Origin of the sequence: Asaia prunellae JCM 25354, from assembly GCF_000613885.1 — a bacterium.
Taxonomy (GTDB): domain Bacteria; phylum Pseudomonadota; class Alphaproteobacteria; order Acetobacterales; family Acetobacteraceae; genus Asaia; species Asaia prunellae.
In genome coordinates this window covers 19222-44389 of sequence record NZ_BAJV01000018.1, presented here as the reverse complement: position 1 = coordinate 44389, position 25168 = coordinate 19222, and the positions used below count along the sequence as shown (strand labels likewise).

The window sequence follows — 25168 nt, the reverse complement described above, 5'->3', positions numbered from 1 at the left end:
GCCCCACCTAACAGAGGACCTGTCCTCTGAACGCTTTTTCTAGCGCCTTTTTTTCACCAGAGACTGGGCACAGGCAACCCCGATCAGGACGAGCCCCCAGATAGCGAGCGTTAGGTAATCACTGAAGCCCAGAAGATTGAAGCCCGTAGCGATGAGTTGCAGCATGATCATGGCCAGAACCAGTCCGGTCACGCGACCAAACCCGCCATTGGGATCCACTCCTCCCAGCACAGCAGCCAGAACGGTCACCAGAAGATAGGATTTGGCATAGGCTGCGCTGGCCGAATTATAACGCGCGAGCATAAGACAGGCGGCGCAGAAACACAGAAAGCCTGAAAGCGCGTAGATCCTGATTGTCACCCGATCGACATTGACGGCTGAATAGCGTGTAGCCAGGGCATTCGAGCCGATCATGCGGATCGAGATACCGAAAGCCGTATGCTGCAACACAACATGCACGATGGCGGCAACAGCCAGAAAGGCCAGAAAGGCCAGCGGTATCTGGAGCAGAGACGCATTACCGATATGACCATAGAGTGCAGGCAGGCCCGAGACGACCTCGCCCCGCGTCAGCCAGATGCTTGTGCCTTCGACAATCGACATCACACCCAGTGTGACCAGAATGGGATGGACTTTCGTTCGTACAATCAGCCAGCCCGTCAATCCTCCAGCGCAGTGCCCAGTACCATCCCCGCCATCAGGGCCAGGATAATGCACAGGGTCACAAAACCCGTGCTATGTCCGGCCAGAGGAAGGTGGGCCAGAACCGTCACCATGGCGATACCGCAGGCATTGGCAATGGCAATGATGGCAAGGTTCAGCCCGCCGGACATCATCGGAATGGCCATGGCCAAGGCCAGCAAACCCAGCTGTGGAAGCTGGAACATCATTGAACGCATCGAGCCCAGACTGAAGAACCCGGGCACAATGAGACTGAATCCCAAAGCCAGCGCGAGTGCAGCCAAAGCCTGTCCCGAAACGCGCGCCGGAAGAAAACGCCGCAACGGCCCTGCCAGATCGTTCATGGAGAAACTCTGTCCTGTCAGGTTTTCAGACATTGGGGGCCTCCTCAACGAGGCGTGAGCGGGTACGGCTACGCACCGATAGTGCCGTAAGACTGGTCGAGACGAGAATGATCGCACCTGTGATGATCTCGAAGCAGTAAGGCGAGATATCAAGAAGATTGAGCCGTTCTGGATAATTGCCAGCATCAGGATACCCAGCGTGATCCCACCTATCGTGCCGACGCCACCCAGCAGCGAAGCGCCACCAAGCACGGCAGCAGACAGAACCGAAAGTTCGGTACCATAGAGGGCATTAGGTACTGCCTCACCAACACGGTTGGCCTGCACGAGCCCAGCCAGCGCCGCCATGAATCCGGCAAAACCGTAAGCAAAAAACTGAAGCCGGGAAATATTCAGACCAATACGTCGTGCAGCCTCTGCATTACCCCCCATGGCATAGAGCTGCCTGCCTGTTTTCGAACGGTTCAGCAGTATCCAGCACAGACCGAGCGAGGCAACCATAACCACGATAGGCAGGGTGATACGCACCAGATCTCCGCTTGCCGTTTCGAACTGCAGAAAGGTGATCCGCTCGCTCCACCACTCAGGCAGATTATAGATCGAATGTCCGCCCGTCGCATACATCAGCAGGGCGAAATAGACATTCATGGTCGCAATGGTGATGATGATTGAATTGACCCGCGCATAATGGATCAGCGTCGCATTGACAAAGCCGAGGCCTGTGCCGACCAGAAGTCCTGCCGGAATAACCAGTAATGGCGACAAACCGAAGCGTGTTGCCAGCAAGGCGGCTGCATATTGAGCAACCGATGCCGTAGCCGCGAATGAGATATCAATGCCGCCGGCAATCAGCACCACAAAGAGCCCTGTCGCCATGATCGCCTGAACTGCGTAGCTTTCGGTCAGATCGACGAAATTGGACAGACTCAGGAAATTTGGGGTTGCCAGCGATAGCACGATGACGAAAACGGTGATGACCGCCGCCAGCCAGAATTCCGGGCGGTTTCGCAGGGATGCGAGATCAGGCATAGATCCGCTCCTCCAGAGCCTGTTCGGTAATGAGAGACGGGCTGTATTCGCCGGCAATGCGACCATTACGCATATGCAGAATACGATCACATGTTGCGAAGAGCTCGATCATCTCATCCGAGATTACGAGAATACCCACGCCCTGCTCGCTCAACTCGCGGATCAGGGCGTAAATTCCTTCCTTGTTCTTGATATCAACACCAACCGTCGGGCTGTCGAGAATCAGGATTTTCGGATGGGAAGCCAGCCAGCGCGCGAGGATGACACGCTGCTGGTTACCACCAGAAAGTGTGTTGATGGCATCCTCTACCGAGGTCAGCTTGATGTTCAGACGCGCTACCCAATCCCTGGCCAGCTGAATACGTGACTCATCCGAAATCAGGCCGAAGCGGTTAGCCAGGCCGGGCAGGACAGCAATATCCAGATTATCGACAATGGATTGCTCGGCATTGATCCCGAGATTCAGTCGATCTTCAGAAACATAGGCTATGCCTGCCGCTAGGGCATCCTGATTGGTACGAAAGCGCCGCTCTTCCCCATGGACGATCAGCGCGCCGGAATCAGGCTTCGTCATGCCAAAAAGCGAAAGTGCCAGTTCCGTGCGCCCGGCACCAAGCAGACCGGTCAACCCCAGAACCTCGCCTTCATGAAGACGGATAGACACATCATCATATTCGCCACGACGACTCAGGTGACGCGTTTCCAGCACCACGTCACGCGACGAGCAATCGCGCACGACATGATGTGATGCAATCTCGATCCCTGTCATGAGATGGATCAACGTCCGCTGATCGAGCGCCGAAGCCGGATAGGTACCAACCATCCGCCCGTCGCGCATCACCGTGATCCGCTCGGCAATCGCCGAGACCTCATCAAGACGATGAGAGACAAACACCACGGCAATACCTGCTTCTGAGAGCTTGCGCACCAGATCAAGCAGCCGACGCACTTCAGCACGCGTCAGAGACGCTGTCGGCTCATCCATGAAAATAAGACGGGCGGCCCCTGCCAGACCCCGGGCGATGGCAACAATCTGCCGTTCGGCAATCGACAGGCATTCCACGGGCAGATCAAGCGGCAAATCATGCCCGAGACGATCGAGTGTTTCACGCGCCTTGCGCCGGATAGCCGTTTTCGGGCTGAACCCGCGCCCGAGATTGGCATCAAAAGCGATATTCTCAGCAACGCTGAGATTGGGAAAAAGCGCCAGATCCTGAAATACGACCTGTATGCCCAGTGCTCTCGCCCGCATCGGATCGAGCGGTACCGCATTCTGTCCCGCTATGCGAATTTCTCCACCCGCATCCGGCGCATGAACGCCCGAAACGGCCTTGATGAGCGTCGATTTGCCGCAGCCATTTTCGCCCACAAGACAATGAATTTCGCCTTCACGCACATCCCAGTCGATGCCACGCAGGGCCTGAAAACTGCCGAATGTCTTGGTGACATTCAGCAGTTCCAGGAAGACAGACGCAGTCACAGCCCGAGCGCCACCAGCTCGGCAATGGTCGAGCGATCAATGATCTGCATTTTGGGCGCCAGAATGCTGTGCTGGGCCGGATCAACCTGCAACGCACCGATATCGGTCATATCCATGCCATTGGTGATGAGCTTGTCAGTGGCCAGCATCAGACCCAGACGCACAAGGGTCTGCCCTGCTAGAAGCGGATTCCAGATATAACCGCAGCGAATAGCGCCAGAACGCACATATTTTGCTCCCTGTCCCGGCGAGAAGGGGCCAACCACAGAAACGGTTTTGATCTTGCCTCGGGCATCGACGGCACGCGCCGCACCGATTGGTCCCTGTGACCCGAAAGCCAGAACACCCGTGAGGTCAGGATGAGCGCGCAGCTGGTCCATGACGGTACGATAGCTGTCATCCACACTCTCGCCGCACCCGAAGCGATCACCGATCAGATGCATATCCGGGTATTTTGCTTTCTGCAGCGCAATGGCCGCATCGGCGCGCATTTTATGCTGCGGTACGGTAAGCGAACCAACGATGATGATATAACCACCCTTGCCGCCAGAAGCCTTCGCCAGAGCTTCCATATGGCGTTCACCATCGGCCGCCGGAGTGGTAAATTCGAGATCCCATTCTGCACCCTGTTGACCAGGGCTTTCATGGCTGATCACATGGATCCCGGCAGCACGGGCACGTTGCAATACCGGTACGAGCGAGCTGGCATCGTTAGGGACAACGCCAATCACATCGACCTTGCGGGCAATCAGATCTTCAATTGCGCTGACCTGCTGGGCAGCATCGGCCTGTGTCGGGCCGATCATCCAGGCATTGCATCCCGTTTCCTTGCCCGCGCTCTGAATACCGCGCTCCATGGCGTTGAACCAAGGAATGCCACCAATCTTGGCAACAATGGCAATTTTCTTCGGAGCCCCTTCGGCAAACACCGGTGAAAAGCGGGAAGACGCAAACGGGGCAAGAGCGGTCAGACTGGCAGCGGCACCCAGAAAGCCACGACGGGAGACGTTCATGATCTCAACCTTTTGGTGTCGTCACGAGACGACATACAGACGCGCTCGTGACGGAAGATAAGGCAGGGGGAAACGGAGAACTCAGCGGCGCTGACGGCCAAGGGCCTCGCGAGCAGATTTCATCTGCACGTCTGTAAAGGCCTTGGCATGAGCGGCCAGATCACGGCTGTCTTCCCAGAGATTGCGCCAGATACCCAGAATGCCTTCGAGTGGCTGACCCACCACAGCGGAAGAAAAGGACTCGAAAGTAATCGGCCCCTGATAATTGATGCTCTCAAGCGCACGGAAAATGCTCGGGAAATCGACCGAGCCTGAGCCCAGATAACCACGATGGGAGTCGCCGGTATGAAAATACCCCAGCAGATCGCCCGCCTCACGGATGGCCTCTGCTGAATCGGCCTCCTCGATATTCATGTGATAGCAATCGAGATGCAGCTTCACATTCGGCATTTCAACTTTTTTCACATAGGCAATCGCCTGACGCGCCGTGTTGAGCACGTTGGATTCATAACGATTGACAACTTCCATGCCCAGCGTGATGCCACTGGCCTGAGCCTTTTCCGCGACACGACGCACAACGTCGACGGAACCGCGGATACCGTCCTCGGTCACTGGTGTGGCATATTTCTGAAATGCTGAATAAAGAATACCACAGACATGGGTAGCACCAACATCGCGCGCCAGTGACATGGCATCGAGCAGATGCGCCTCACCACGCTTCGTACGTTCCTTGTCTCCGGAAGAAATATCCATATCAGCCGTCAGGCCGAAAGACATGGTAATCCCGAGCTTGTTACGCTCCAGTTCGCGCAGGGTGGCCGGCACGTCGAAAGCCTTGAGATCCATCGTCGAGGCCTCGATCAGATCGTAACCGAGTTCGGCTGTGGACCTTATGGCCATGGCAGCGTCTTCGGGTGTCCAGTTGGCGGTCCAGACAAAAGCATGCAATCCAAGCTTGTTCATGACATTTTTCCTGTTTTTGGAGGAGCAGTCGAACCGCGTACCGCGAGCGTGCAGGGCAATCGAACCTGCATGGGGGCGGTGCTTTCGCCCGCTATGCGATGCATGAGACGTGACCAGGACTGAACACCCATTTCTTCCACCGGTTGACGTATGGCAGTGATGGGGGGCTGTGTGGCACGCATCCATGCATAATCGTCGTATCCGACAAGCGATACGTCGTCGGGTACGTTACATCCACTCTGGTACAGACAGCGTAACGCCCCCAGAGTGATGGAATTGGTCAAAGCAATAATGGCCGTAGGAATATTGCGGCCTGTGAGCATCTCCGTCAGTGCGGCCGGCCCTTCTTCGGCATGATGACCAACTTCCAGAACCTGCGGCACAGGCAGCCCGGCCTGAGCACAAAAAGCGATGATACCGGCACACCGTTCACGAATATTCGCCAGTGACAAAGTCGTAGCGACCACGAGGATGCGTCTGTGTCCGAGACTGGCCAGATAGGCGGCTGCCTCGGCTGCCGATTGCTCGTTTTCAACCGCAACTGTATCGGCCATGCATGAATGCGGCAGTCGATCCAGCACCACATAGGGGATTGAGGTCGCATCAAGTATCGACGCATCGGCAAAATAGTCATCGTTTGGCAGAATAATCATGCCTGCAGGACGCCACGACAACAGCGCCTTGAGACGCGAGGAACCATAAGCGGGCTCCTCTCCCGCACTCCCGACGATGATATCGTATCCATCCTTGCGGGCGCATTCTTCCAGGCAGGCAATAATGGCCGTAAAAAAAGGGTTATCAAGGCTCGGCACAAGAACGCCGATAATGCGGTTGCGCCCTTCGCGAAGCTGCATGGCAGCCCTGTCAGGCAAATAGTTCAGCGTCCTGATGGCATCATTTACACGCGCCCGCACAGCATCAGACACGTTCTTGCGACTGCGCACCACATTGGAAACGGTCGCAACCGAAACCTGTGCGGCTTCAGCCACATCACGGATTGATATCTGGGCAGTCTTGCGTGCCATAAAGCGCCTTCTCCCGCGTTAAACGTTTAACGTGGGAAAAGGCCTATGATGAATCCTACATTTCAGGGAAATGACGTTTCCGTCATTTTTATCGCCAGGATATGCCGAACCATACATAAGCGGCACGAAAATCATTGGCTCGCCTTACCTGTCAAACAATGTAATAATCATTTTATATAAATAATAGTCAAAAATAGCGGTTTATTATACTTCTATTTTTAGAGCTTGTGGCAATAATTGCGGACCCAGTCAGGTGGCTCCTGTTCCAGGCGCCCATCGACCGGAATATGTCGTTCCTTCGCCCAGCGATACCCCCACATGGGACCGAATCTGGTCGCTATAGCAGGCTCCCGCTTGAACGCCGGGTCTGACTGGGCCTGAGTCAACGTAACAAAGCGATAATGCTGTTCCCTGAACAAGGCGAGAATTTGTGGCAACGCCACGGCATTCAGACGATTACTGTGCAAGAGCATGACCGCGGGCACATCGTACCCCATGATTTTTTCATCGAGTTTCTGATAACAAGGAATCTCGATACGCGCATAATCAATATAGGCTTGCAGGATACGCTGCTCATCTACGGGGTTTCCTGCAGCATGGGCACATTCATAGGCATCGTTAAAGAGATAGTCTTCCACATCAATCGTTGTGGCTGCCTGCCTGTATCCAAGGCGCCTGACAATTTCCGACAGGGCTTTCCGTTTCGGCTCGGTATCGCCAACATGATTGAACGGAAAACGGAAAAACTCGAGCTTCCGCCCTGCCTTATGAGCGAGCGGTCCAATACTGCGCTCACCCTCTTTTATCTCGTTCTCGAATTGCGCCGGGGTGAGCATATTGCTGTCGACATGATGCGCCGCGTGATTGGCCAGTGTCAGAGTGCCCTGATTCCATTGGGTAAGGATCTTGGTGCCAAGCGATCCAAGAGCTCTCACCTTGTCTTCATTGACAAAGGCGGTGACCGGCACCGCATCGTGACGCAAGGCAGCGAGAATGGCACGATTGGCAGGCTGTGCATCTTTCTGATTGTCACTGCGGGACGCTTTGTCCGACATGACGTAGGGCAGATCATCGAAGGTCACCGCCACAAGATGAACAGGCTGCGCTGACACATGAACCGCTATTGGAAAAAAGCCGATTAAACTCAGTCGGGCAAATGGGATAACCCCTCTGCGCACCATCGCTGTTTTCTTTGTCATTCCAGTGCCTTACGGCCGCAGAACCACGATGATGAGTCATTTGACCGCCTCCTGATCACAACCGAAAATTACTGCGGCATAAAAAGAGATGACGGAAATCGTCTTCAGGTGGAGCGCGAAGACACAGCTAAAGCCTTCACGCCAGAACCTCAGGACTGGCTGAAGCTCGCCGGAAGCTCGTTGACCGTTACGACGCGCCAGACACCGTTGATCCGCTCCAGAATAGAGAGAGACAGATTCTGGATCGAAAAGCGCAGAGCTGTGTCTGGATGTACATTCAACGCATGTGAGATTGCCGCACGAATGGCACCGCCATGGCTTACCACCACACTATCCTGTCCCTCACTGCGATCGGCCAATTCATCAAGCGCATGTCCGACGCGGGCACAGACATCAAGCATGCTTTCTCCACCGGGTGGCTGTTCCGATGCCGAAAGTGACCAGAAATTATGGGCGGTCTGACGCAGTTTCAGGGGCAGTTCCTCATGCGGCAGATTATGCCACTCGCCCATGGATTGTTCGGTAAAGCGCGGTTCAATCGTCAGATTGCGCGGACCATACCCTGCGGCAAAAATGGCCTTGGCGGTATCCTGCGCACGCTTGAGAGGCGAAACCACCCATTGTGCGTCATTCGGCAACCTGCGACCAAGCGCCGTATAATAGGGCACCTGCAATGCCAGATGTTCAGAACACAGATCGACATCAAGCGCCCCGTAGACGCGCATGCGGGCTTTTGCTTCGACTATGGCATGACGGATCAGCCAGATACGCGTCACCCCTGCAGGCAGGTGCATGGAATCAAGGAAATGGCCATGGGCCTTGGTTTCAGTCTGGGAAGGCATTGGAGACTGCGTCATGATACCTGAGACTTTCTCGAGAAATGGGAATGTGGTGCATAGCGAGGAACCGGGTCAACGGCTTCCAGCTGCTTCCAATGCGTCAGAATGAGGGAGATTTTCGCAAAGACGCGACGGATATCGGCAAACTCCCGGTCAAGACGCGACTGGTTGGTCAGACCGGCATGGGAAGGCTCGCCTGAGACAAGGCGCGCACCGGCGCAAAGCCGCAATGCTCCGGCATTATCCCCTCCCAGAGCGGGATGAGGCACAGGGACAGGTTGCCCAAGCTGGCAAAGCAGTTCTGCCAGATCGGAACCACGGATCCATGGTGAAAGATCGGCATTAAGCCATCGATGTAACGCACGGGCACGCTCTAGAGACAAGGGCTTTTCCTGCGCCTGCGGATCATTGACCAGAAACGAGAAAACGGTTGGCACCGTATCCCAGATTTCCTGACCAGCCATCGATGCCCGCTCCAGAGGAGGCACTGACAGCAAGGTCAGGGAAGGATGATTCGCGATCACTTCCCGTGCCGCTTTTTCAAAGCGACGCAATGTCTCTGTAATGCGCCCGCGGGGAACAGCAGCAAGAGCCTTGCTTTCGGCAAGGGCAGCCTGCCAGCGCAGGGCCAGGCCAAGATTTCCTTCCTGCATCAGAGGGTCTGGCGAAGAGGTCTGTGGCCAGTCGCATCGATTGAAATAGGCCGAAAGTCCCTCCGGCAGAGAGAAGGAGGCCAATGACGAAGCCAGCTCATCCGGCAAAAGCACAGCCCCACAGAAAGGTGGCCCAGTCAGGAATTTGGACCCCGTCGTCATCACCAGCATCCCACTCCGTACCATCGCTGCTACCCGTTCAGGTGCCAGTCGTGCCTGGCAGGCATCGACAACGAGCGTTATCTGGCCGGGATAAAGGGCAATCAGCTCCTGCAACAGATCATGTCGAGGGCCGACCAGGCCGGTCTTGGACATGTCGAGTTGATGCAGGATCACATGACGCCCTTGCGTCAGTTCCTGCATCACGCAACATCGTACTTCTTCATCCAGCGCGCCCGGATCACGAGGCGATCCATCTGGGTTGCGTATGGCGATACCCAGTAGACGGGTGCCTGTAGGGAACCCTTCAAGATGACTCGCCTTGTCTGCTTCATTTCCAAGCGCTGTGCCTGCGGCAAAATGACGCCCTTGCGCTGCAAGAGGCACCCCGCTGCCTGTTTCATCCGGAGCGATCAGAATATTCGTGATTGCGGCAGAACGGCCACCCGCACGCATCAGGCCAATTGCCAGAACCGCAAGCTCACAATCTGTGCCCGACGCGGCCAGTACGATGTTATCGCGTGATTCAAGACCATAAAGGGCTGCCAGCCCCTGCCTGACATTCAGGCAGGCTGCTTCACGAGCGCGGGGCGCGGGAGTTCCACCCAGAGCATCAAGCAGAAAACTGCGTCTTGCACGTTCTGCTCCCAGATATCCGCGCTCTGAAAGGGATGATGCGGTAGAAGAGGAAAAAGTAACCGCCCAGGGACGCGGGCGATGAGAACAGCCATAACGGTTGAGCCCGGTCTTCGGATCGATGGTCAGACGCTCATCGCCCCCATCAGCCATCAGATATTCTGCGGGCCCCAAAGACAGCCAGAGCGGTTCAAGCCGCGCCAGAAGCGGGGCAGGATCGACGCCTGTAATGGATAAGCCGGGACAGAACCGGATCAGCTCAGGCCAGAGTGCTGTTACACGTGAAGCACAAGGTGGCCTGTGGGCCGCAAATTCATGCAACCATGCGAGGCCAGCTGGCAACGCCACTATCTCGCTGTCAAGCTGATGAAACAGTGCTGCCACACGGGCGGCCACGATTGCTGCAAGCGGGCGATCCTGCGCAGGCAGATCCTGCAGCAGAAATACCCACTCAAGCCCGTAACGTAACAGGGTGGGCGCCATCTCCGGCCGCTCGAACGCCAGGGCACCGAGGATAATGGCATCAGCCGATGCAGTGAAAGGCAGGTCCAGGCGAGGCGAAAGATCCAGAGAAATCCGATCCGACAAGCTCTGCAGATCGGGGCGATCAAGCGCCGCAAACAAACCATCCGTCACTTTTTCTGCAAGCACGCGGCATCATCCTGTCGTGAAGAAGGGCGCTTTATAACCCATGCCGAGTTGATCCCCAAACAGAGACGCGATGTCCATCGGAAGGCAGACACACCTTGGCTGCCACGCATCGCAAGAGAATTTGGGCAACAGGGTTCAAGAAAAGTAATGCATAATAACATTTGCGATTTAATATCCATTGAAAATCAATAAAAATAAATTTTTTTGAAGAACGGCATAATGCGTCAAGTATTTACTTCAGTTAAAATCTATTATTCCTATTTCAAATAGAAAAATAGATTATGATTTTTTAGCAAAAAAATATAGTTATTATAACATATTCATATCAAATGATATTGGCAATATTTATTTATTTAAATAGTTTCATATTCGAAATAATATTATTTATTGAATACTTAATTATTTGTCCGAATTTTTCTTATCCCCCGTATCAGAAAAAACCTAAAAAACGGGAGCGTTTCTGATATGACAACAATAGTAATACCGGAAGACGGTAGCGCTACTTATGACTCAGGAAAAGACTATCTCATTGATGGAGGCACCCTCTCCCTTGATGCAAGCGCAGGTCTGCTGGGCTTTGGGAAATCATCTTGGGTTTCCGCCACAGTAGGGCCGAACGGCGGCAATATAGATGTCAAACTTGACTCATCAATATTCAGTGGTCTTTCAGGAAATTACGAGTACGTTGTTAATATGTCTGGCCCTCCCCCGAAAAATCTCGTTATTTCTTTCGAACTGAACGCCCCAAACAAGAAAGTTATAACAACTTATAAAGATGGCATGACTACCGTTAGCATAAAGGTTACCGGTGGCTTTATAATCACCAGTACAATGAATTTCATTATCCAGATACCTGGAAACCCCAATAATATGGCTGAAGGATCCACCGCCCAATACTATTTCGAACCCGGCGATAATGACGGCTCTTTCATCATTCGATGCTATGCTAAAGGTACATTTATAGAAACGCCCATAGGAAAAATCAGAGTAGAAGATCTGAAAGTGGGAGATCTGATAACAACCCTGTCTGAGACAGGTAAAACCGCGCTTCCTGTCAAATGGATCGGCAAAAGACTTATCAGGAACGGGACAGGTTCAAAATCCATCGTCAATGTCAGAAAAGATGCCATCGACCAGAATATTCCTGATGTGGATCTCTTGATTACTCCTGAGCATTGCCTGTTTCTTGAGGGTCACCTCGTTCCAGTGCGCATGTTGGTCAATGGCGGAAGCATATCCTACATTGATGATCAAAACGTAGAGGTATACCATTTCGAATTGGACAAACATTCAATCGTATCAGCAAATAATCTCCTGTCTGAAAGCTACCTGGATACCGGGTGCGGATACGATATAGAGACCACGCTAAAGGATTACATTTTGATTGGCGAAGGCCGCTATAATTGGCAGACAAATGCTGCGGCACCTCTATGCCTCGACGCGACTTTAACAGAACAGATTTATCTGTCGCTCAAAAAAAGAAGCGACCAGATTGGTTATGCAACGCAGTCCAGAGATTTTGTTTATGAGCAGAAGATCGCCCTGGTCGATAAATACGGCGCAGAAAAAACACCCGACAGAATAAGAGGTAGAAATTATATTTTCGTTATGGACTCGCTATCTGATTTGTATTTCATAAAATCAGAGCATATTTCTCCAAGCTGCGTAATAGGCCCTTATATTGATGATCGTCGAGAATTGGGTGTTCTTGTTGGAAATATCACAATTTTCTCTCCGGAAAAGACATATTCATTAACCCGGCATCTTGATGATGTTTCCCTTCTGGGCTGGCATTGCAGTGAAATACCCGAAGCGCGCTGGACAGATGGATATGCTATGCTACCAATTGAACAGGGTGGGACTTTTTTACCGTCGGTAATTGCCATAGAAATACTCTCATATGGCCCTGAATTATATCTTCACGATAATAGTCAACCTGAAATTTCCGACAGATCTCGCACCCTCGCCATGGCAGACTGATACACTCTTTATTTAACAACCACCAATAAAGAAAAACCACAGGTCCAGATATGCGAACTTATTCGCAGGGTAGGCATATGCCGTCACATCGGTTAGCGGTCTACCACTACGAAGATAGCCGACATAGAACGAGGTCGATCTGAACGCTGTGATATTGGCAGAATTCGACCTCGACCATGTCCAAGATGCGCTGAGGACGCATAGTTCACTGTCAACGCCTTTATTGCCGTAAAGAACTTTCTGACCCCAGTCAGATTTTTATCTCTCACGCTCCACATAACCGGAGGGGTAAGCAGAGCCTAAAAAAAGGGGGCTGAAAGCCCCCTTTTTTCCTCTTTCCCAAATGGAAAAAGCTCAGTTCTTTGCTTTATCGACCAGCTTGCCCTTGGCAATCCAGGGCATCATGCCACGGAGCTTTTCGCCGGTCTTTTCAATCTGGTGCACATCGTTGCGAGCGCGAATGGCCTTGAAGCCAACACCGCCCGACTGGTTTTCCAGAATGAAATTACGCACGAAGGTGCCATCCTGAATATCGGTCAGGACCCGCTTCATTTCGGCCTTGGTTTCTGCCGTCACGATGCGCGGGCCGGTTACATATTCACCGTACTCGGCCGTGTTCGAGATCGAGTAATTCATGTTCGCAATGCCGCCTTCGTAGATCAGATCCACGATCAGCTTCATTTCATGCAGGCACTCGAAATAGGCCATTTCGGGAGCGTAGCCCCCTTCGACCAGGGTTTCGAAGCCAGCGCGGATCAGCTCGACCAGACCGCCACAAAGAACGGCCTGCTCACCGAACAGATCGGTTTCGACCTCTTCCTTGAAGCTGGTCTCAATGATGCCGGCGCGGCCGCCACCATTGGCCGACGCGTAGGACAGGGCGATTTCGAGCGCCTGACCCGTTGCGTTCTGGGCAACAGCCACGAGTGACGGCACGCCGCCACCCTTCTGGTATTCGGAGCGCACCGTGTGGCCGGGGCCCTTCGGCGCGACAAGGAACACGTCCAGATCAGGACGGGCTTCGATGATGCGGAAATGGATCGACAGACCATGGGCGAAAACGAGAGCCGCACCCTGTTTCAGGTTCTTCTCGAGCGAGTCCTTGTAGAGCGCGCCCTGGCCTTCGTCAGGCGTCAAGACCATCACAACATCAGCCCATGCAGCGGCGTCAGCGGGGGTCATGACCTTGAAGCCAGCGCCTTCTGCCTTGGCCACAGCCGAGGACTCAGGACGCAGGCCGATGACCATATCGGTCACGCCGCTATCCTTCAGGTTGTTGGCATGGGCGTGACCCTGGCTGCCGTAACCGATGATGGCAACCTTCTTGCTCTTGATCAGGCCCAGATCACAGTCACGATCGTAATAGACGCGCATCAGAAAGACTCCTCGATGGATTGAAAGACTTCGGTACCACGGCCAATAGCGGCGATTCCGGTCCGGGATACTTCCGCAAGACCAAGCGGCTGCATCAGCTCGACGAAAGCATCGATTTTCTCGGCACTTCCCGTCAGTTCAAAAACAAAAGACCCTGCTGTCGTATCGACGGCATGAGCCCGAAATGCCTGCGCAATACGCATGCCTTCGGTCCGCGTCTCCCCTTTGCTGACCACCTTGATCAGCGCAAGTTCGCGCGCCACATGCGGGCCACATTCGGTCAGATCACGCACGCCATGCACCGGAATAAGGCGCGCAAGCTGCGCCTTGATCTGGGTAATGACCATTTCCGTGCCGGATGTCACAATGGTGATGCGCGACAGGTTACGTGTGGCGTCAATGGCGGAAACGGTGAGGCTTTCAATATTATAGCCACGCCCTGAGAACAGACCGACGACACGGGCCAGGGCTCCGCTCTCGTTTTCGATCAGAACCGCAATGACGGCTCTCTGGATATCCTGTGCCATCAGACCAGCATCATGCCTTCTTGTGTGATCTTGGCTGCATTGGCTTCCTGATCAGGGCCAAGCAGCATCTCGTTATGCGGAGCGCCCGACGGAATCATCGGGAAGCAGTTTTCATCCTGCGCCACGCAGATATCTGCAACAACCGGGCCGTCATGGCGCAGCATCTCGTCGATCACGCCATCGAGCTCACCCACACAGGTGGCGCGCAGCCCCTTGCCGTGGAACGCCTCTGCCAGACGGATGAAATCGGGCAACGCCTCGCTGTAGGATTGTGAATAGCGCGAGCCGTGGAGCAATTCCTGCCACTGACGCACCATACCCATATAGCGGTTGTTCAGGATGAACAGCTTCACGGGCAGGCGATACTGCGCCATGGTGCCCAGCTCCTGAATATTCATGAGCGTCGAGGCCTCACCGGCTATATCGATCACCAGCGCGTCAGGATGCGCCACCTGGGCGCCGACAGCCGCAGGCAGACCGTAGCCCATCGTACCGAGGCCACCAGAGGTCAGCCAGCGATTGGGCTTGTCGAACTGGAAATGCTGCGCGGCCCACATCTGGTGCTGGCCAACTTCTGTGCTGACAAATGTGTCACGCCCCAGAGCCTGCGTCGCTTCGTAGAGACGACGAATAGCGTATTGCGGACGGATGATGGCGCTTGGAGCCTGATCCTGCAGAAAGCCGAAGGAATCCAGCGCGCGCCAACCCTCGATCTGTGCCCACCACGGACTCAGATCCTGACCTTCACCATCCCATGCTGCCAGAAGCACCTCGATGGTGCGACCGACATCCCCCACGAGCGGCACATCCACGCGAATGATCTTGTTGATCTGCGAAGGATCAATATCCGCATGCACCTTGAACGAGTTGGGCGAGAACGCATCAACACGCCCTGTCACGCGATCATCAAAACGCGAACCCAGCGCAATCAGCAGATCGCAACCATGGGTAGCCAGATTGGCCTCGTAGCTGCCATGCATGCCCAGCATGCCCAGAAACTGACGATCGGTTGTGGGGAAAGCCCCCAGCCCCATCAGCGTGGACGTCACCGGGAAACCGGTACGACGGGCGAGTTCGCGCAGGCCTTCCGACGCTTTCGGGCCCGCATTGATCACGCCGCCCCCTGTATAAAGAAGCGGCCGTCTGGCACGCTTCATGGCAGCGATGGTCTGGCGGATCGCTTCGCCATCGGCATCCAGCCCAGGGCGGTAGGGACGATGCAGACGCCCCTCACCTGGAGCAGGCAGAGGCGCAAGACCGACTGTAATATCCTTGGGGAGGTCGATCAGCACAGGGCCGGGGCGGCCGCCAGCAGCAACCTCGAAGGCCTCACGCACGATCGGTGCCAGATCCTGACCGCGACGCACCAGATAATTATGCTTGGTCGCCGGACGCGTGATGCCGGTCGTATCGGCTTCCTGAAACGCATCATTGCCGATAAGTGCCGTCGGCACCTGACCGCACAGGCAGATGAGCGGAATGGAATCCATCAATGCATCGACCAGTCCCGTCACGGCATTGGTGGCCCCGGGACCGCTGGTGACCAGCACCACGCCCACCTTGCCGGTAGAGCGCGCATAAGCTTCCGCAGCATGAACAGCAGCCTGTTCATGACGCACCAGAACGTGACGAATATGATTCTGCTTGAACAGTGCATCATAGATGGGCAGCACCGCGCCACCGGGATAGCCGAAAATCACTTCGACGCCCTGCTCCACAAGCACGCGCAGGAGCACCTCGGCACCGTTGAGCGGCGCTGTCGAAGTTTTTCTGGTCTGCTGTGTTGACGCGTCCATGTGAGCGCACCCCTTTCATTGAGCGGGCGGGTTTATGCCCTGCCTGCTGTTTCGTCAATGGTCTTTTGTATGAATCTTGCTATTTTCTCTGATTCTCTTTTCGAAAATTGCGTACTTGTGTCATATCTCTGCAAGGAAATCATGCAATCCTGCTCTGCGCCCAATGCATGATGGTTGAACCAAGTGGCTTGACGCCGCGTATATTGCCCTGTCGCGATGACAGCGCGCTGGACAGCTTCGTTCATCGGAAGGGTTCCTGCAAGAACGGCGCCCAGTTCCGGCACACCATGGGCACGCATGGCAGGCAAAGCGGGTGAAAGTCCCCGTGCAACAAGGCGTTCGACCTCATCCAGTGCTCCACGGGCCATCATATGCGAGAACCGTTCTGCAATGGCAGCACGCAGGCTGTCACGCGGCGGATGGAGCCTGACCGAAACAAAACGGTATGGTGCTGGCGGCAAGCCGGGCTGACTGCGCCAGTAGACGAGCCCATGTCCTGTTCCCCTCAGTACTTCGAGCGCGCGGGCGACACGCTGGCCATCGCTCGGACGCAATGTCTGTGCGGTCTGGGGGTCATCACGCATCAGAAGCGCATGAACCGCTTCACTTCCCTGCTCATTCACCAGCCTGCGGGCTTCCTCCCGGGCCTCATCTCCCGGCTCAGGCACTTCCACCAGCCCTTCCAGCAACGCGCGCATATACATGCCCGTCCCCCCGCACAGAATGGGAACCCGCCCATCTTCCCGGGTCGCCTGCATCTCCGCCAGCGCCGCCTCACGCCACCAGGCGACACTGCCGGGCCGGGCCGCATCAAGCACACCATACAGCCTGTGTGGTGCACGCGCCTCATCGGCAACATCAGGACGCGCCGTCAGGATATGCAGATCGGCATAGACCTGCATGGAATCCGCGTTGATGATCGTGCCCACCAAACGCTCGGCGAGCGTGAGGGCCAATGCCGACTTGCCGGAACAGGTCGGTCCCGCCACAATAAGGGCAATCGGGGCATCAGCCATTCTGTCTTACTGTCCCAAGCGTTTCTACCAGATGGGCCAAGATGACCTTACCTTACGTTCTCGTTCTCGTTGCCGACCCTGAACAGGGCACCCTGCCAGAGATGCCATCGACATCGCCCGGAACATGGTGAAGGGCAAGAACCCCGTCGTGCTTTCTGCAGGGGAAGCCGTCGAAATTCCCTGTCCTGCACCGGCCCCTGGCGCCCCAACTATCGCCACCATACGCGCAACCCTGGCGCGACATAAGGTCGATGCTCTTCTGGTCAAGACACGGGGACGCCGCAAGGCCGTTCTGGTCGCTGATATGGACAGCACCATTCTTGATGGCGAAAGCCTCGATGAAGTCGCCGCCCTGGCCGGCGTTGGAGACGCTGTCACAAAGCTGACGCTCGATAGCATGAACGGCAGGCTCGATTTTGCAGAATCCCTTCTTGCACGGGTAGCATTACTTACCGGCAAACCAACTGCCTGCCTTGAAGAGGTCTGGCAGAATGCGCGGCTGAATCCCGGTGCCCGCACACTGGTCAGAACCATGAGCGCCCATAACGCCCGCACAGCGCTCGTCTCAGGTGGCTTTACCTTCTTCACCAGCCGCGTGGCCGAGGTCTGTGGTTTTGACGAACATTACGGTAACGAGTTCGACATCGAGAATGGCAGATTTACTGGCAAACTCGCGGCGCCCGTTCTTGGCCCTGAAAGCAAGGAAGAGCATCTGCAGCGCCTGCTTGAAGAACGCGGTGTAAAAGCCTCCGCGGCCCTGACCACCGGAGACGGCACCAATGACCTGCCGATGCTCGCCGTGGCCGGTCTGGGCATTGCCTATAAGGCTAAGCCGAAAGTCCGCCAGATGATCGAGATGCAGGTCAATCACTCGACCCTTCGCGCCCATCTGTTTGCACAGGGCTACCCGGCGAGTGTTTTCGTGGAGTGAGGCTCAGGGCAAAGCCCTGGGAACCCTCCCCGTTACTGACAGTCGGAAGAGATCGCATTGCCCTGTAAACTGCGATCAGCGAAAGTCTGAGCCTCGTTTTCGGCAGCGTTCAGAAGCGGGGAATGCTCGACGTGGTAATGATGCACGCTCACACTCGTTCCGGCAGAACACAGCGCCTGCCTGAGCTTCTCCTGCTGGGCTGGCGGCACCTGGGTATCATTGGTGGCGATACCGAGCATGACTGGAGAGGCCAGCTTGAGCGAAGGATAGCGCGCCCATTGCAATGCGGGAGCGAGAGCGTTTTCCGCGTCCGGCTGGAACGTATTGTCAGGCGTCAGACCGGCATGTTCGACTGCACCGAAGAAATCGCCACGGCAAAGTTCACTCGCCTTGCGGTACAAAGGCAGTGCACGCGGCTTGAAAGCGCTGGACGGATCGAAGGCAGAATCAGCCGCGCCGAGCGAAGCGCCAAGCAGCAAGCCGTAAACCACTCCGGGAGCGAAGCGACGACCGCCATGGGCCTGGGTCAGGATATGGCCGGAATCACCATCGAAATAGGGCGCACCCAGCGCAATCGTGCCCTTGATCTGAAGGCTTGGTGCATAGGCCTTTGCCAGAGCGGCAGCAGCAAGAACGGCCTGCGCGCCCTGATCATGGCCCAGAAGCACGACATGCCCGCTAAGAGACGGAAAACGACGTCGGGCTGCGCGCACGGAATCCAGCACAGCCATGCCTTCCGATTTTGCGTTCAGATAGAGCGCCGCACCTGGCTCGCCAAGACCGGGATAATCGGTTGCGACGACAGCATAACCACGACGTAGCCAGCTCCCGTAGAAACTTGCCTGCGGCCCACCAATACCCATAATTGACGGCGCGCAGGTCAGACCAATTCCGCTCGTGCCATGAGCCCAGGCCATGACGGGCCATCCTCCGGCGGGTGGCGTGCCACGCGGCACCATGACCTCAGCGGAAACAGCAACAAGATGGGTGGGGTTATGCGCGTCGGTACTGCGGTACGCCATACGATAGGCTGTACCGGGAATGGGCGCGTTTTTCTGCTCCATTTTGATGGCCTGACCGGCTGCAACGGGAGCGTAACGCGATTCGGCGTCCTCATCAGCATCCATTGCACAGGCAGTAAGGGTCAGGGCGGAAACAGCCATCATGGCAAGGACAGAACGCATCAGACCTCTTCGATCTCGTGGAAAGGAACCGGATCAGGCACAGCGGCAAACGTTGCTTCACGCGTCTGGTTCGGGAAAGCAGACCGACAGGGTGACCTGATGGTCTGGCAAAATCATGACCGGTATTGCCCTGTCTTCCGGAGCGGAACCAGAAATTTTATATACCAATCGTCATTTGCTCCGCCCGGGCCCTTCCCCGACACGACAATACCGGCGGATGTCATTTTCATGCCTCTTCCCACCAGCAGCTCCCGGGAAAGATCGAGCGGTTGGCGGATAAGTTCACCGGAACGTGAAGATCAAAACCAGAATATGGAATTATTTTTCTTTTATGATACAAAAAAGAGAATATTAATTTCCAAGTATGAGACGGTTTCTGGAGGGTGCTGCTGTCAACAACAGTGCCCGATGACAGAGGCTATAAAGGTCGTATCAGGCGCGGGTCCAGCGCGCTTTGCCTATTGCGGTCGCACAGGAGAGGAAGACGTTCATGAGCAGTCTGATTCAGCATTTTATCAATGGATCGCGCACCGAGGGCCACGGCCAGAAGCGGGGTGATGTCTTCAACCCGGCCACAGGCAAGGTCGCAGCGCAACTGGTGCTGGGCGATACGAAAGACGTCGATGATGCTGTTGCCGCAGCAAAAAACGCCTTCCCTGGCTGGGCCCAGACCACACCTCTCGCACGAGCACGCGTCCTTTTCCGCTTTCGTGACCTGATCGAAAAGCATGCGCGTGATCTGGCCGCTGTGATCACCTCGGAACATGGCAAGGTTCTGTCCGACGCGCTGGGTGAAGTAACGCGCGGCATGGAAGTGGTTGAATTTGCAACCGGCGCGCCGGAACTGCTGAAAGGCGAATTCACGGAGCAGGTCGGGCGCGGGATTGACGCATGGTCAATGCGTCAGCCTCTGGGTGTGGTAGCAGGCATTACGCCTTTCAATTTCCCGGTTATGGTACCGCTCTGGATGGCCCCCATGGCCCTGGCCTGCGGTAACTGTTTCATACTCAAACCCTCTGAACGCGACCCTTCAGCCTCGCTGATCCTTGCTGACCTGCTCAAGCAGGCAGGGCTGCCCGATGGTGTCTTCCAGGTCGTTCATGGCGACAAGCTGGTAGTGGATGCGCTGCTGAAACACCCTGATGTCCAGGCAATAAGCTTTGTCGGCTCCACCCCTATCGCCCGTTATATCCATGAAACAGGTGTGGCGCATGGCAAGCGCGTACAGGCTCTTGGTGGTGCCAAGAACCATGCTGTGGTCATGCCTGATTGCGATCTCGACAAGACCGTCGATGCGCTGATGGGCGCTGCCTATGGCTCGGCTGGCGAACGCTGCATGGCCATTTCCGTCGCGGTCGCAGTCGGGCCTGTTGCAGACACACTGATCGAGAAGCTGATCCCCAAGGTAAAAGCGCTCAAGATCGGCAATGGCACACTGGATGCAACCGAGATGGGACCTCTGGTCACAAAGGTCCATCGCGAGAAAGTGGCGTCTTATGTCACAATCGGTGCTGAAGAAGGGGCGAAACTTCTGGTCGACGGCCGTGATTTCAAATCACCCGAAAATCCGGAAGGGTTCTTTATCGGTGGGTCGCTTTTCGATCATGTCACCCCGGAAATGCGGATCTATCGCGAAGAAATCTTCGGCCCCGTTCTGGCGGTGGTGCGCGTGCCTGACTTCGAAACAGCGCTCAAACTGGTCAACGACCATGAATTCGGCAACGGCACTGCGATCTTTACCCGTGACGGCGACAGTGCACGCGCCTTTACCCATCGGGTACAGGCCGGCATGGTGGGTGTGAACGTACCGATCCCGGTACCAATGGCCTTCCACTCCTTCGGCGGCTGGAAAGCCTCGCTCTTCGGTGATCATCATATGCATGGGGCCGAAGGGGTACGCTTCTTTACCAAATACAAGGCGGTCACCTCACGCTGGCCGACCGGCATCCGTCAGGGTGCAGATTTTGTGATGCCTACCCTGGGCTGAGGATACCCTCGATACACAACGCCGCAAAACGGCCCCAAACGGGCGTGAGGCTAATCACCTCGCGCCCGTTTTGCGTTCCGGTGCTTTGCGCCGACTGGAACTCGGGTTATGTCCATGACAAGAACTGGAACACGCGCCAAACCGGAGGATATCCCATGAGCGACACCATGCCAGACCGTCTGAGCGCCACACCGGGCAGCCCATTCTATGACGAAGCCCTGCTGGAAAAAGGCATCGGCATCCGTTTCAATGGCGAAGAGCGCACCAATGTGCAGGAATACTGCATCAGTGAAGGCTGGGTGCGCCTGGCCGTTGGCAAGACGCTCGATCGCAAGGGCAATCCCATGACCATCAAGGTATCAGGCAAGGTTGAAGCCTGGATCAAGGGCCCCGAAGGCGACAGCGCCGGAGAAGCCGGCAAGGAGTAAACCCATGACGCCCACACGGATCATTATCGACACCGATCCCGGTCAGGACGATGCCGTCGCCATTCTTCTGGCTCTGGCTTCCCCCAAAGACCTCACGGTCGAGGCGATCCTGACAGTGGGCGGCAATAGCGGCATTGCCAATACAACACGCAATGCCGCTGCCATTCTCGAACTGGCCGGACGCACTGATATTCCGCTGCACAGCGGCTGCGACCTGCCTCTTGCACGCCCTCCGGTACGGGCTGAGCATGTACATGGTGAGAGCGGACTCGATGGTGCCGATCTGCCTCGCCCGACCAAACTGGCCGACTCCCCGCATGCCGTGGAATTCCTGATCGAGACACTGCGTCATGAGCCTGAGGGAAGTCTGACCATCGTGACTTTGGGTCCGATGACCAATCTTGCCACCGCGTTGCAGAAAGCGCCTGATATCGCACCACGCATTCATCGCGTGGTCTCCATGATCGGGGCCTGTTTCGAAGGGGGCAACATCACTCCCAATGCCGAATTCAATGCCTATGTTGATCCTGAGGCCGCAGCCATTGTTCTGGGCTCCGGCGTACCGTTGGTCATACTTCCGCTCGATGTTACCCATCAGGTTCTGACCACACCGTCACGTCTCGGGCGTATCCGGGCTCTGGGCAATGCTGCCGGTCGCTGTGTAGGGGGTATGCTGGGTTTTTCAGAACGGTTCGATCTGGAAAAATATGGCTGGGCAGGCGCACCGTTGCATGACCCCTGCACCATCATGTGGCTCCTGCGCCCCGACCTGTTTCAGGGGCGCCTCGTCAATGTCGAGGTCGAAACCCAGAGCGCTCTTTCCTCAGGCCAGACGGTCGTGGATTACTGGAGCGTAACGGGTCGTGCTGCCAATGCGCTCTATCTGCGCGACGTCGACTCAGACGGTTTCTATCAGGTTCTGACCGAACGTCTCTCGCGCCTGCCGTAAGGCTCGGCCCCTGAGAAACGCAAGACCCTGGAATGCTTCCGCGCTCCGGGGTCTTTTCCTGTCCGGTCAAACCCGGATATCGCCGGGGGTCTCCCCCCGGCTGTTACAGCTCACCAGGCAAAACCGATATTGGCCTGCGCATTGCGACGCTCGCCATAATAGCAGAAGGCCTGACCATAAGATGCATAGGCAAGGCAGTTGGTGACATAACGCTTGTCAAACAGGTTTCGCACGCTGGCACCCACCGTCCAGCCCTTCAGGTTTCTCGAAACATTGGCCAGATCATAGCGCAGTGAGGCGTCAAACAGCGCATATTGCGGCACATTCGCGCTGCCGTAGCTGGCCTCACCGCCATAGGCCGAGGCCGAATAGCGCATGCCTGCACCAAAGCCGAGGGACTTCAGACGACCTTTGGGGAGAGTGTAGAACCCGAACAGCGAGGCATTGCCACGGCCGGACTGGATAAGCGGCTTTCCGGTCGAATCGTCCTTGACCCGCTGTACGCTGACAGCGGCATCAACAGTCAGATTATGCCAGCTATCCATATGGGCCTCGAATTCGAAACCATCAGAATGTACGAGGCCCTGCTGCGTGTTGTAGATCGTATTAGGAATCGAAAGCAGGACATTGGTCTGCTCAATATGAAACCCGGCAGCTGTCAGCAGGATCGGTGTGCCAGGCAGCTGATACTTCAGACCACCTTCAAGTTGCTTGCCGATAGACGGACTAGCCTGATGAGTCGCGCCACTCGTCTCAATCACCACGCCAGTCTGCGGCTGGAACGAGGTCGCATAGCTGATATAGGGCGCAAGACCGAACTTGAAATGATAGAGTCCTGATGCACGCCATGTGATCTGACTCGGGCTCTGCTTGGAGTTCGAATCCGACAGATATTCAATCTGACGCGAACGGAACCAGTCATTGCGAATGCTGCCTGTCAGAATCAGTCCACCCCAGTGGATTTCATCCTGACCGTAAGCACCGATCTGATGGGAATCCACCTTGTAGCGCGCATAGGTCTGGAGTGGGTCGATCCCCATATCGTAATTCGGTGCAAAGACATTCAGATCAGGCGCGTTGCTCGACCCGGCCGTCTCGTTGGCCCATTGTTGCTGATAATCAAACCCGGCCATGAGCATATGGGTAAAGGGGCCAGTGCGCAGCTTGCCGTGAAACCCGCTATCGAAAGCAAGGTTGTGCGTATGCTCGGTCGTACCAAAGCCATAACGCGGCAACATGCCATCGGCATTCCAGTAACCGGCATTATAGACACTGCGATATTGCGTCTTGAGATCATCATAACGACCGCGGGTCGAGAAGCTCCAGTCATTATTGAAACGATGGGTGTAGATATAGGTAAAGGCGCCGTGCTTGCGGTTGAACTTCTCGAAACGCGCATCACCATCATAGAAATTGCGCGGCAGATAGCCACCGAATGGTGCCGGCTTGAGTGACCCTTCAAGCGGTACACCACCATAAGTGCCGGCCTCGGGATCATACTGGTAATTGCCGATCAGGGTCAGCGTATCCGGCCCGTTGCCACCAAAGCTGACAGTCGGGCTGATGGAAAAGCGACGGCTACCTGTGCGGGTAAGCTGCGTATGCTGTCCGTTGACGGTGCCATAGACACGATAGCGGATTGAACCGTCTTTTGTCGCGTAACCACCCATATCGGCATCGACACGATAGAGATCGAACATGCCGCCGGTGGCGTTGACGGAGCCATAGGACACCTTGTCGAGCGGCATCTTGCTCTGCAGAGCCACAAGGCCGCCGGGGCTGGACTGGCCATAGAGCGCAGAAGCCGGGCCCTTGAGAATTTCCAGTCTTTCAAGGCGGGATGTGTCGATCTGGGCAATAGCATAGCCTGTCGGGCTATCCTGCAGCCGCAGCCCGTCGAGAAATTCGGGGATGGTGAAACCACGCAGCTGGAACAGATCATAACGTGTGCCGACACCGCCACGCAGATCGGGCGTGATGCCTGCTGCATAACGCACGGCCTGGTTGAGATTCAGAACCCCACGGATATCCATCTCGTTACGCGTCACAACGGTCACCGACTGCGCCGTCTCGATCAGGGGCGTGTTCGATTTTGTCGCAGACGAAGCGATCGTGGCTCCCTTCTGGGCATGCACGGTCAGATGTTCGACACTGCTCGGTTTATCCGCTGCCGAAGCGCGGTGGACTGCCGATTTTGACGCAATCGTCTCGCCGGATTGCGCTTTCGAATTCTGCTGTTTTTCCTGCGACCATGCGCTTCCGGTCATCAAAGCCGTGAAGGAAACACACATCGCCAGACCCATACGGGTAAAATCTGCGCGCAT

General features: G+C 55.8%; 20 protein-coding genes. 5 read left to right on the top strand and 15 right to left on the bottom strand.

Going from position 1 to position 25168, the window contains the following annotated elements:
- Nucleotides 1-39: 39 nt before the first annotated feature.
- The 9 genes from JCM25354_RS19165 to JCM25354_RS13700 form a co-directional block, all read right to left on the bottom strand.
- Nucleotides 40-663, bottom strand: a complete 624-nt coding sequence (locus JCM25354_RS19165) for an ABC transporter permease (RefSeq protein ID WP_159103504.1) — start codon at nucleotides 661-663, stop codon at nucleotides 40-42.
- Complete coding sequence (locus JCM25354_RS19160) at nucleotides 660-2054, bottom strand: ABC transporter permease subunit (protein WP_199899959.1); 1395 nt, start codon at nucleotides 2052-2054, stop codon at nucleotides 660-662. The genes JCM25354_RS19165 and JCM25354_RS19160 overlap by 4 nt, the downstream gene beginning before the upstream one ends.
- Nucleotides 2047-3534: a sugar ABC transporter ATP-binding protein gene (locus JCM25354_RS13730; RefSeq protein WP_025886429.1), complete on the bottom strand. Its 1488-nt coding sequence runs from the start codon at nucleotides 3532-3534 to the stop codon at nucleotides 2047-2049. The genes JCM25354_RS19160 and JCM25354_RS13730 overlap by 8 nt, the downstream gene beginning before the upstream one ends.
- Nucleotides 3531-4547, bottom strand: a complete 1017-nt coding sequence (locus JCM25354_RS13725) for a substrate-binding domain-containing protein (RefSeq protein WP_025886428.1) — start codon at nucleotides 4545-4547, stop codon at nucleotides 3531-3533. The genes JCM25354_RS13730 and JCM25354_RS13725 overlap by 4 nt, the downstream gene beginning before the upstream one ends.
- A gap of 81 nt (nucleotides 4548-4628) precedes the next feature.
- Nucleotides 4629-5510: a sugar phosphate isomerase/epimerase family protein gene (locus JCM25354_RS13720; RefSeq protein ID WP_025886427.1), complete on the bottom strand. Its 882-nt coding sequence runs from the start codon at nucleotides 5508-5510 to the stop codon at nucleotides 4629-4631.
- Nucleotides 5507-6535: a LacI family DNA-binding transcriptional regulator gene (locus tag JCM25354_RS13715; protein WP_025886426.1), complete on the bottom strand. Its 1029-nt coding sequence runs from the start codon at nucleotides 6533-6535 to the stop codon at nucleotides 5507-5509. The genes JCM25354_RS13720 and JCM25354_RS13715 overlap by 4 nt, the downstream gene beginning before the upstream one ends.
- 218 nt (nucleotides 6536-6753) lie before the next feature.
- Nucleotides 6754-7734, bottom strand: a complete 981-nt coding sequence (locus JCM25354_RS13710) for a polysaccharide deacetylase family protein (protein ID WP_025886425.1) — start codon at nucleotides 7732-7734, stop codon at nucleotides 6754-6756.
- 149 nt (nucleotides 7735-7883) lie between these two features.
- Nucleotides 7884-8591 (bottom strand): histidine phosphatase family protein, encoded by a 708-nt coding sequence (locus JCM25354_RS13705; protein WP_243444082.1) that lies wholly within the window; start codon nucleotides 8589-8591, stop codon nucleotides 7884-7886.
- Entirely contained in the window at nucleotides 8588-10672 is a 2085-nt protein-coding gene (locus tag JCM25354_RS13700) for a hypothetical protein (RefSeq protein WP_025886423.1), read from the bottom strand. Before JCM25354_RS13700 ends, JCM25354_RS13705 begins: the two co-directional genes overlap by 4 nt.
- A 465-nt stretch (nucleotides 10673-11137) precedes the next feature.
- On the opposite strand from JCM25354_RS13700, the gene JCM25354_RS13695 reads away from it, so the two are divergent.
- Nucleotides 11138-12652 carry a Hint domain-containing protein gene (locus tag JCM25354_RS13695; RefSeq protein WP_025886422.1) on the top strand — a complete coding sequence of 505 codons (1515 nt, stop codon included), beginning with the start codon at nucleotides 11138-11140 and terminating at the stop codon, nucleotides 12650-12652.
- A gap of 354 nt (nucleotides 12653-13006) precedes the next feature.
- Here JCM25354_RS13695 and ilvC read toward each other — a convergent pair whose 3' ends face one another.
- From ilvC to miaA, 4 genes are read right to left on the bottom strand one after another with little or no spacing between them, the layout of a single operon-like run.
- Complete coding sequence (gene ilvC, locus JCM25354_RS13690; protein WP_025886421.1) at nucleotides 13007-14026, bottom strand: ketol-acid reductoisomerase; 1020 nt, start codon at nucleotides 14024-14026, stop codon at nucleotides 13007-13009.
- On the bottom strand, nucleotides 14026-14553 hold the full coding sequence (gene ilvN, locus JCM25354_RS13685; protein ID WP_025886420.1) for an acetolactate synthase small subunit: 528 nt from the start codon (nucleotides 14551-14553) through the stop codon (nucleotides 14026-14028). The genes ilvC and ilvN overlap by 1 nt, the downstream gene beginning before the upstream one ends.
- A complete protein-coding gene (gene ilvB, locus JCM25354_RS13680; RefSeq protein ID WP_025886419.1) occupies nucleotides 14553-16349 on the bottom strand; it encodes a biosynthetic-type acetolactate synthase large subunit in 1797 nt (598 codons plus the stop codon). The genes ilvN and ilvB overlap by 1 nt, the downstream gene beginning before the upstream one ends.
- Before the next feature lie 32 nt (nucleotides 16350-16381).
- Nucleotides 16382-17365, bottom strand: coding sequence for a tRNA (adenosine(37)-N6)-dimethylallyltransferase MiaA (gene miaA / locus JCM25354_RS19155; protein ID WP_035447903.1), 984 nt, complete (start codon nucleotides 17363-17365; stop codon nucleotides 16382-16384).
- 124 nt (nucleotides 17366-17489) lie between these two features.
- On the opposite strand from miaA, the gene serB reads away from it, so the two are divergent.
- A complete protein-coding gene (gene serB, locus JCM25354_RS19150) occupies nucleotides 17490-18296 on the top strand; it encodes a phosphoserine phosphatase SerB (protein ID WP_369345795.1) in 807 nt (268 codons plus the stop codon).
- A 32-nt stretch (nucleotides 18297-18328) separates the two neighbouring features.
- Here the strand turns inward: serB and JCM25354_RS13665 are convergent, their stop codons facing one another.
- Nucleotides 18329-19480: an alpha/beta fold hydrolase gene (locus JCM25354_RS13665; protein ID WP_025886418.1), complete on the bottom strand. Its 1152-nt coding sequence runs from the start codon at nucleotides 19478-19480 to the stop codon at nucleotides 18329-18331.
- A 490-nt stretch (nucleotides 19481-19970) separates the two neighbouring features.
- Between JCM25354_RS13665 and JCM25354_RS13660 the strand changes: the two genes are divergently transcribed.
- From JCM25354_RS13660 to JCM25354_RS13650, 3 genes are all read left to right on the top strand, one after another.
- A complete protein-coding gene (locus tag JCM25354_RS13660) occupies nucleotides 19971-21467 on the top strand; it encodes a CoA-acylating methylmalonate-semialdehyde dehydrogenase (protein WP_025886417.1) in 1497 nt (498 codons plus the stop codon).
- Between the two features lie 155 nt (nucleotides 21468-21622).
- The gene (locus tag JCM25354_RS13655; RefSeq protein WP_025886416.1) at nucleotides 21623-21895 is read left to right on the top strand and encodes a DUF3297 family protein; all 273 of its coding nucleotides are present in this window, start codon (nucleotides 21623-21625) and stop codon (nucleotides 21893-21895) included.
- 4 nt (nucleotides 21896-21899) lie between these two features.
- Nucleotides 21900-22844, top strand: coding sequence for a nucleoside hydrolase (locus JCM25354_RS13650; RefSeq protein ID WP_025886415.1), 945 nt, complete (start codon nucleotides 21900-21902; stop codon nucleotides 22842-22844).
- 110 nt (nucleotides 22845-22954) lie between these two features.
- Here JCM25354_RS13650 and JCM25354_RS13645 read toward each other — a convergent pair whose 3' ends face one another.
- On the bottom strand, nucleotides 22955-25168 hold the full coding sequence (locus JCM25354_RS13645; RefSeq protein WP_025886414.1) for a TonB-dependent siderophore receptor: 2214 nt from the start codon (nucleotides 25166-25168) through the stop codon (nucleotides 22955-22957).

What these genes read in the sequence shown, in the direction of transcription:
- JCM25354_RS19160 (WP_199899959.1), bottom strand. Translation starts at nt 2,054, where the DNA reads ATGCCTGATCTCGCATCCCTGCGAAACCGCCCGGAATTCTGGCTGGCG.
- JCM25354_RS13725 (WP_025886428.1), bottom strand. Translation starts at nt 4,547, where the DNA reads ATGAACGTCTCCCGTCGTGGCTTTCTGGGTGCCGCTGCCAGTCTGACC.
- JCM25354_RS13720 (WP_025886427.1), bottom strand. Translation starts at nt 5,510, where the DNA reads ATGAACAAGCTTGGATTGCATGCTTTTGTCTGGACCGCCAACTGGACA.
- JCM25354_RS13715 (WP_025886426.1), bottom strand. Translation starts at nt 6,535, where the DNA reads ATGGCACGCAAGACTGCCCAGATATCAATCCGTGATGTGGCTGAAGCC.
- JCM25354_RS13710 (WP_025886425.1), bottom strand. Translation starts at nt 7,734, where the DNA reads ATGACAAAGAAAACAGCGATGGTGCGCAGAGGGGTTATCCCATTTGCC.
- JCM25354_RS13705 (WP_243444082.1), bottom strand. Translation starts at nt 8,591, where the DNA reads ATGACGCAGTCTCCAATGCCTTCCCAGACTGAAACCAAGGCCCATGGC.
- JCM25354_RS13695 (WP_025886422.1), top strand. Translation starts at nt 11,138, where the DNA reads ATGACAACAATAGTAATACCGGAAGACGGTAGCGCTACTTATGACTCA.
- ilvC (WP_025886421.1), bottom strand. Translation starts at nt 14,026, where the DNA reads ATGCGCGTCTATTACGATCGTGACTGTGATCTGGGCCTGATCAAGAGC.
- ilvN (WP_025886420.1), bottom strand. Translation starts at nt 14,553, where the DNA reads ATGGCACAGGATATCCAGAGAGCCGTCATTGCGGTTCTGATCGAAAAC.
- ilvB (WP_025886419.1), bottom strand. Translation starts at nt 16,349, where the DNA reads ATGGACGCGTCAACACAGCAGACCAGAAAAACTTCGACAGCGCCGCTC.
- miaA (WP_035447903.1), bottom strand. Translation starts at nt 17,365, where the DNA reads ATGGCTGATGCCCCGATTGCCCTTATTGTGGCGGGACCGACCTGTTCC.
- serB (WP_369345795.1), top strand. Translation starts at nt 17,490, where the DNA reads ATGGTGAAGGGCAAGAACCCCGTCGTGCTTTCTGCAGGGGAAGCCGTC.
- JCM25354_RS13665 (WP_025886418.1), bottom strand. Translation starts at nt 19,480, where the DNA reads ATGCGTTCTGTCCTTGCCATGATGGCTGTTTCCGCCCTGACCCTTACT.
- JCM25354_RS13660 (WP_025886417.1), top strand. Translation starts at nt 19,971, where the DNA reads ATGAGCAGTCTGATTCAGCATTTTATCAATGGATCGCGCACCGAGGGC.
- JCM25354_RS13655 (WP_025886416.1), top strand. Translation starts at nt 21,623, where the DNA reads ATGAGCGACACCATGCCAGACCGTCTGAGCGCCACACCGGGCAGCCCA.
- JCM25354_RS13650 (WP_025886415.1), top strand. Translation starts at nt 21,900, where the DNA reads ATGACGCCCACACGGATCATTATCGACACCGATCCCGGTCAGGACGAT.
- JCM25354_RS13645 (WP_025886414.1), bottom strand. Translation starts at nt 25,168, where the DNA reads ATGCGCGCAGATTTTACCCGTATGGGTCTGGCGATGTGTGTTTCCTTC.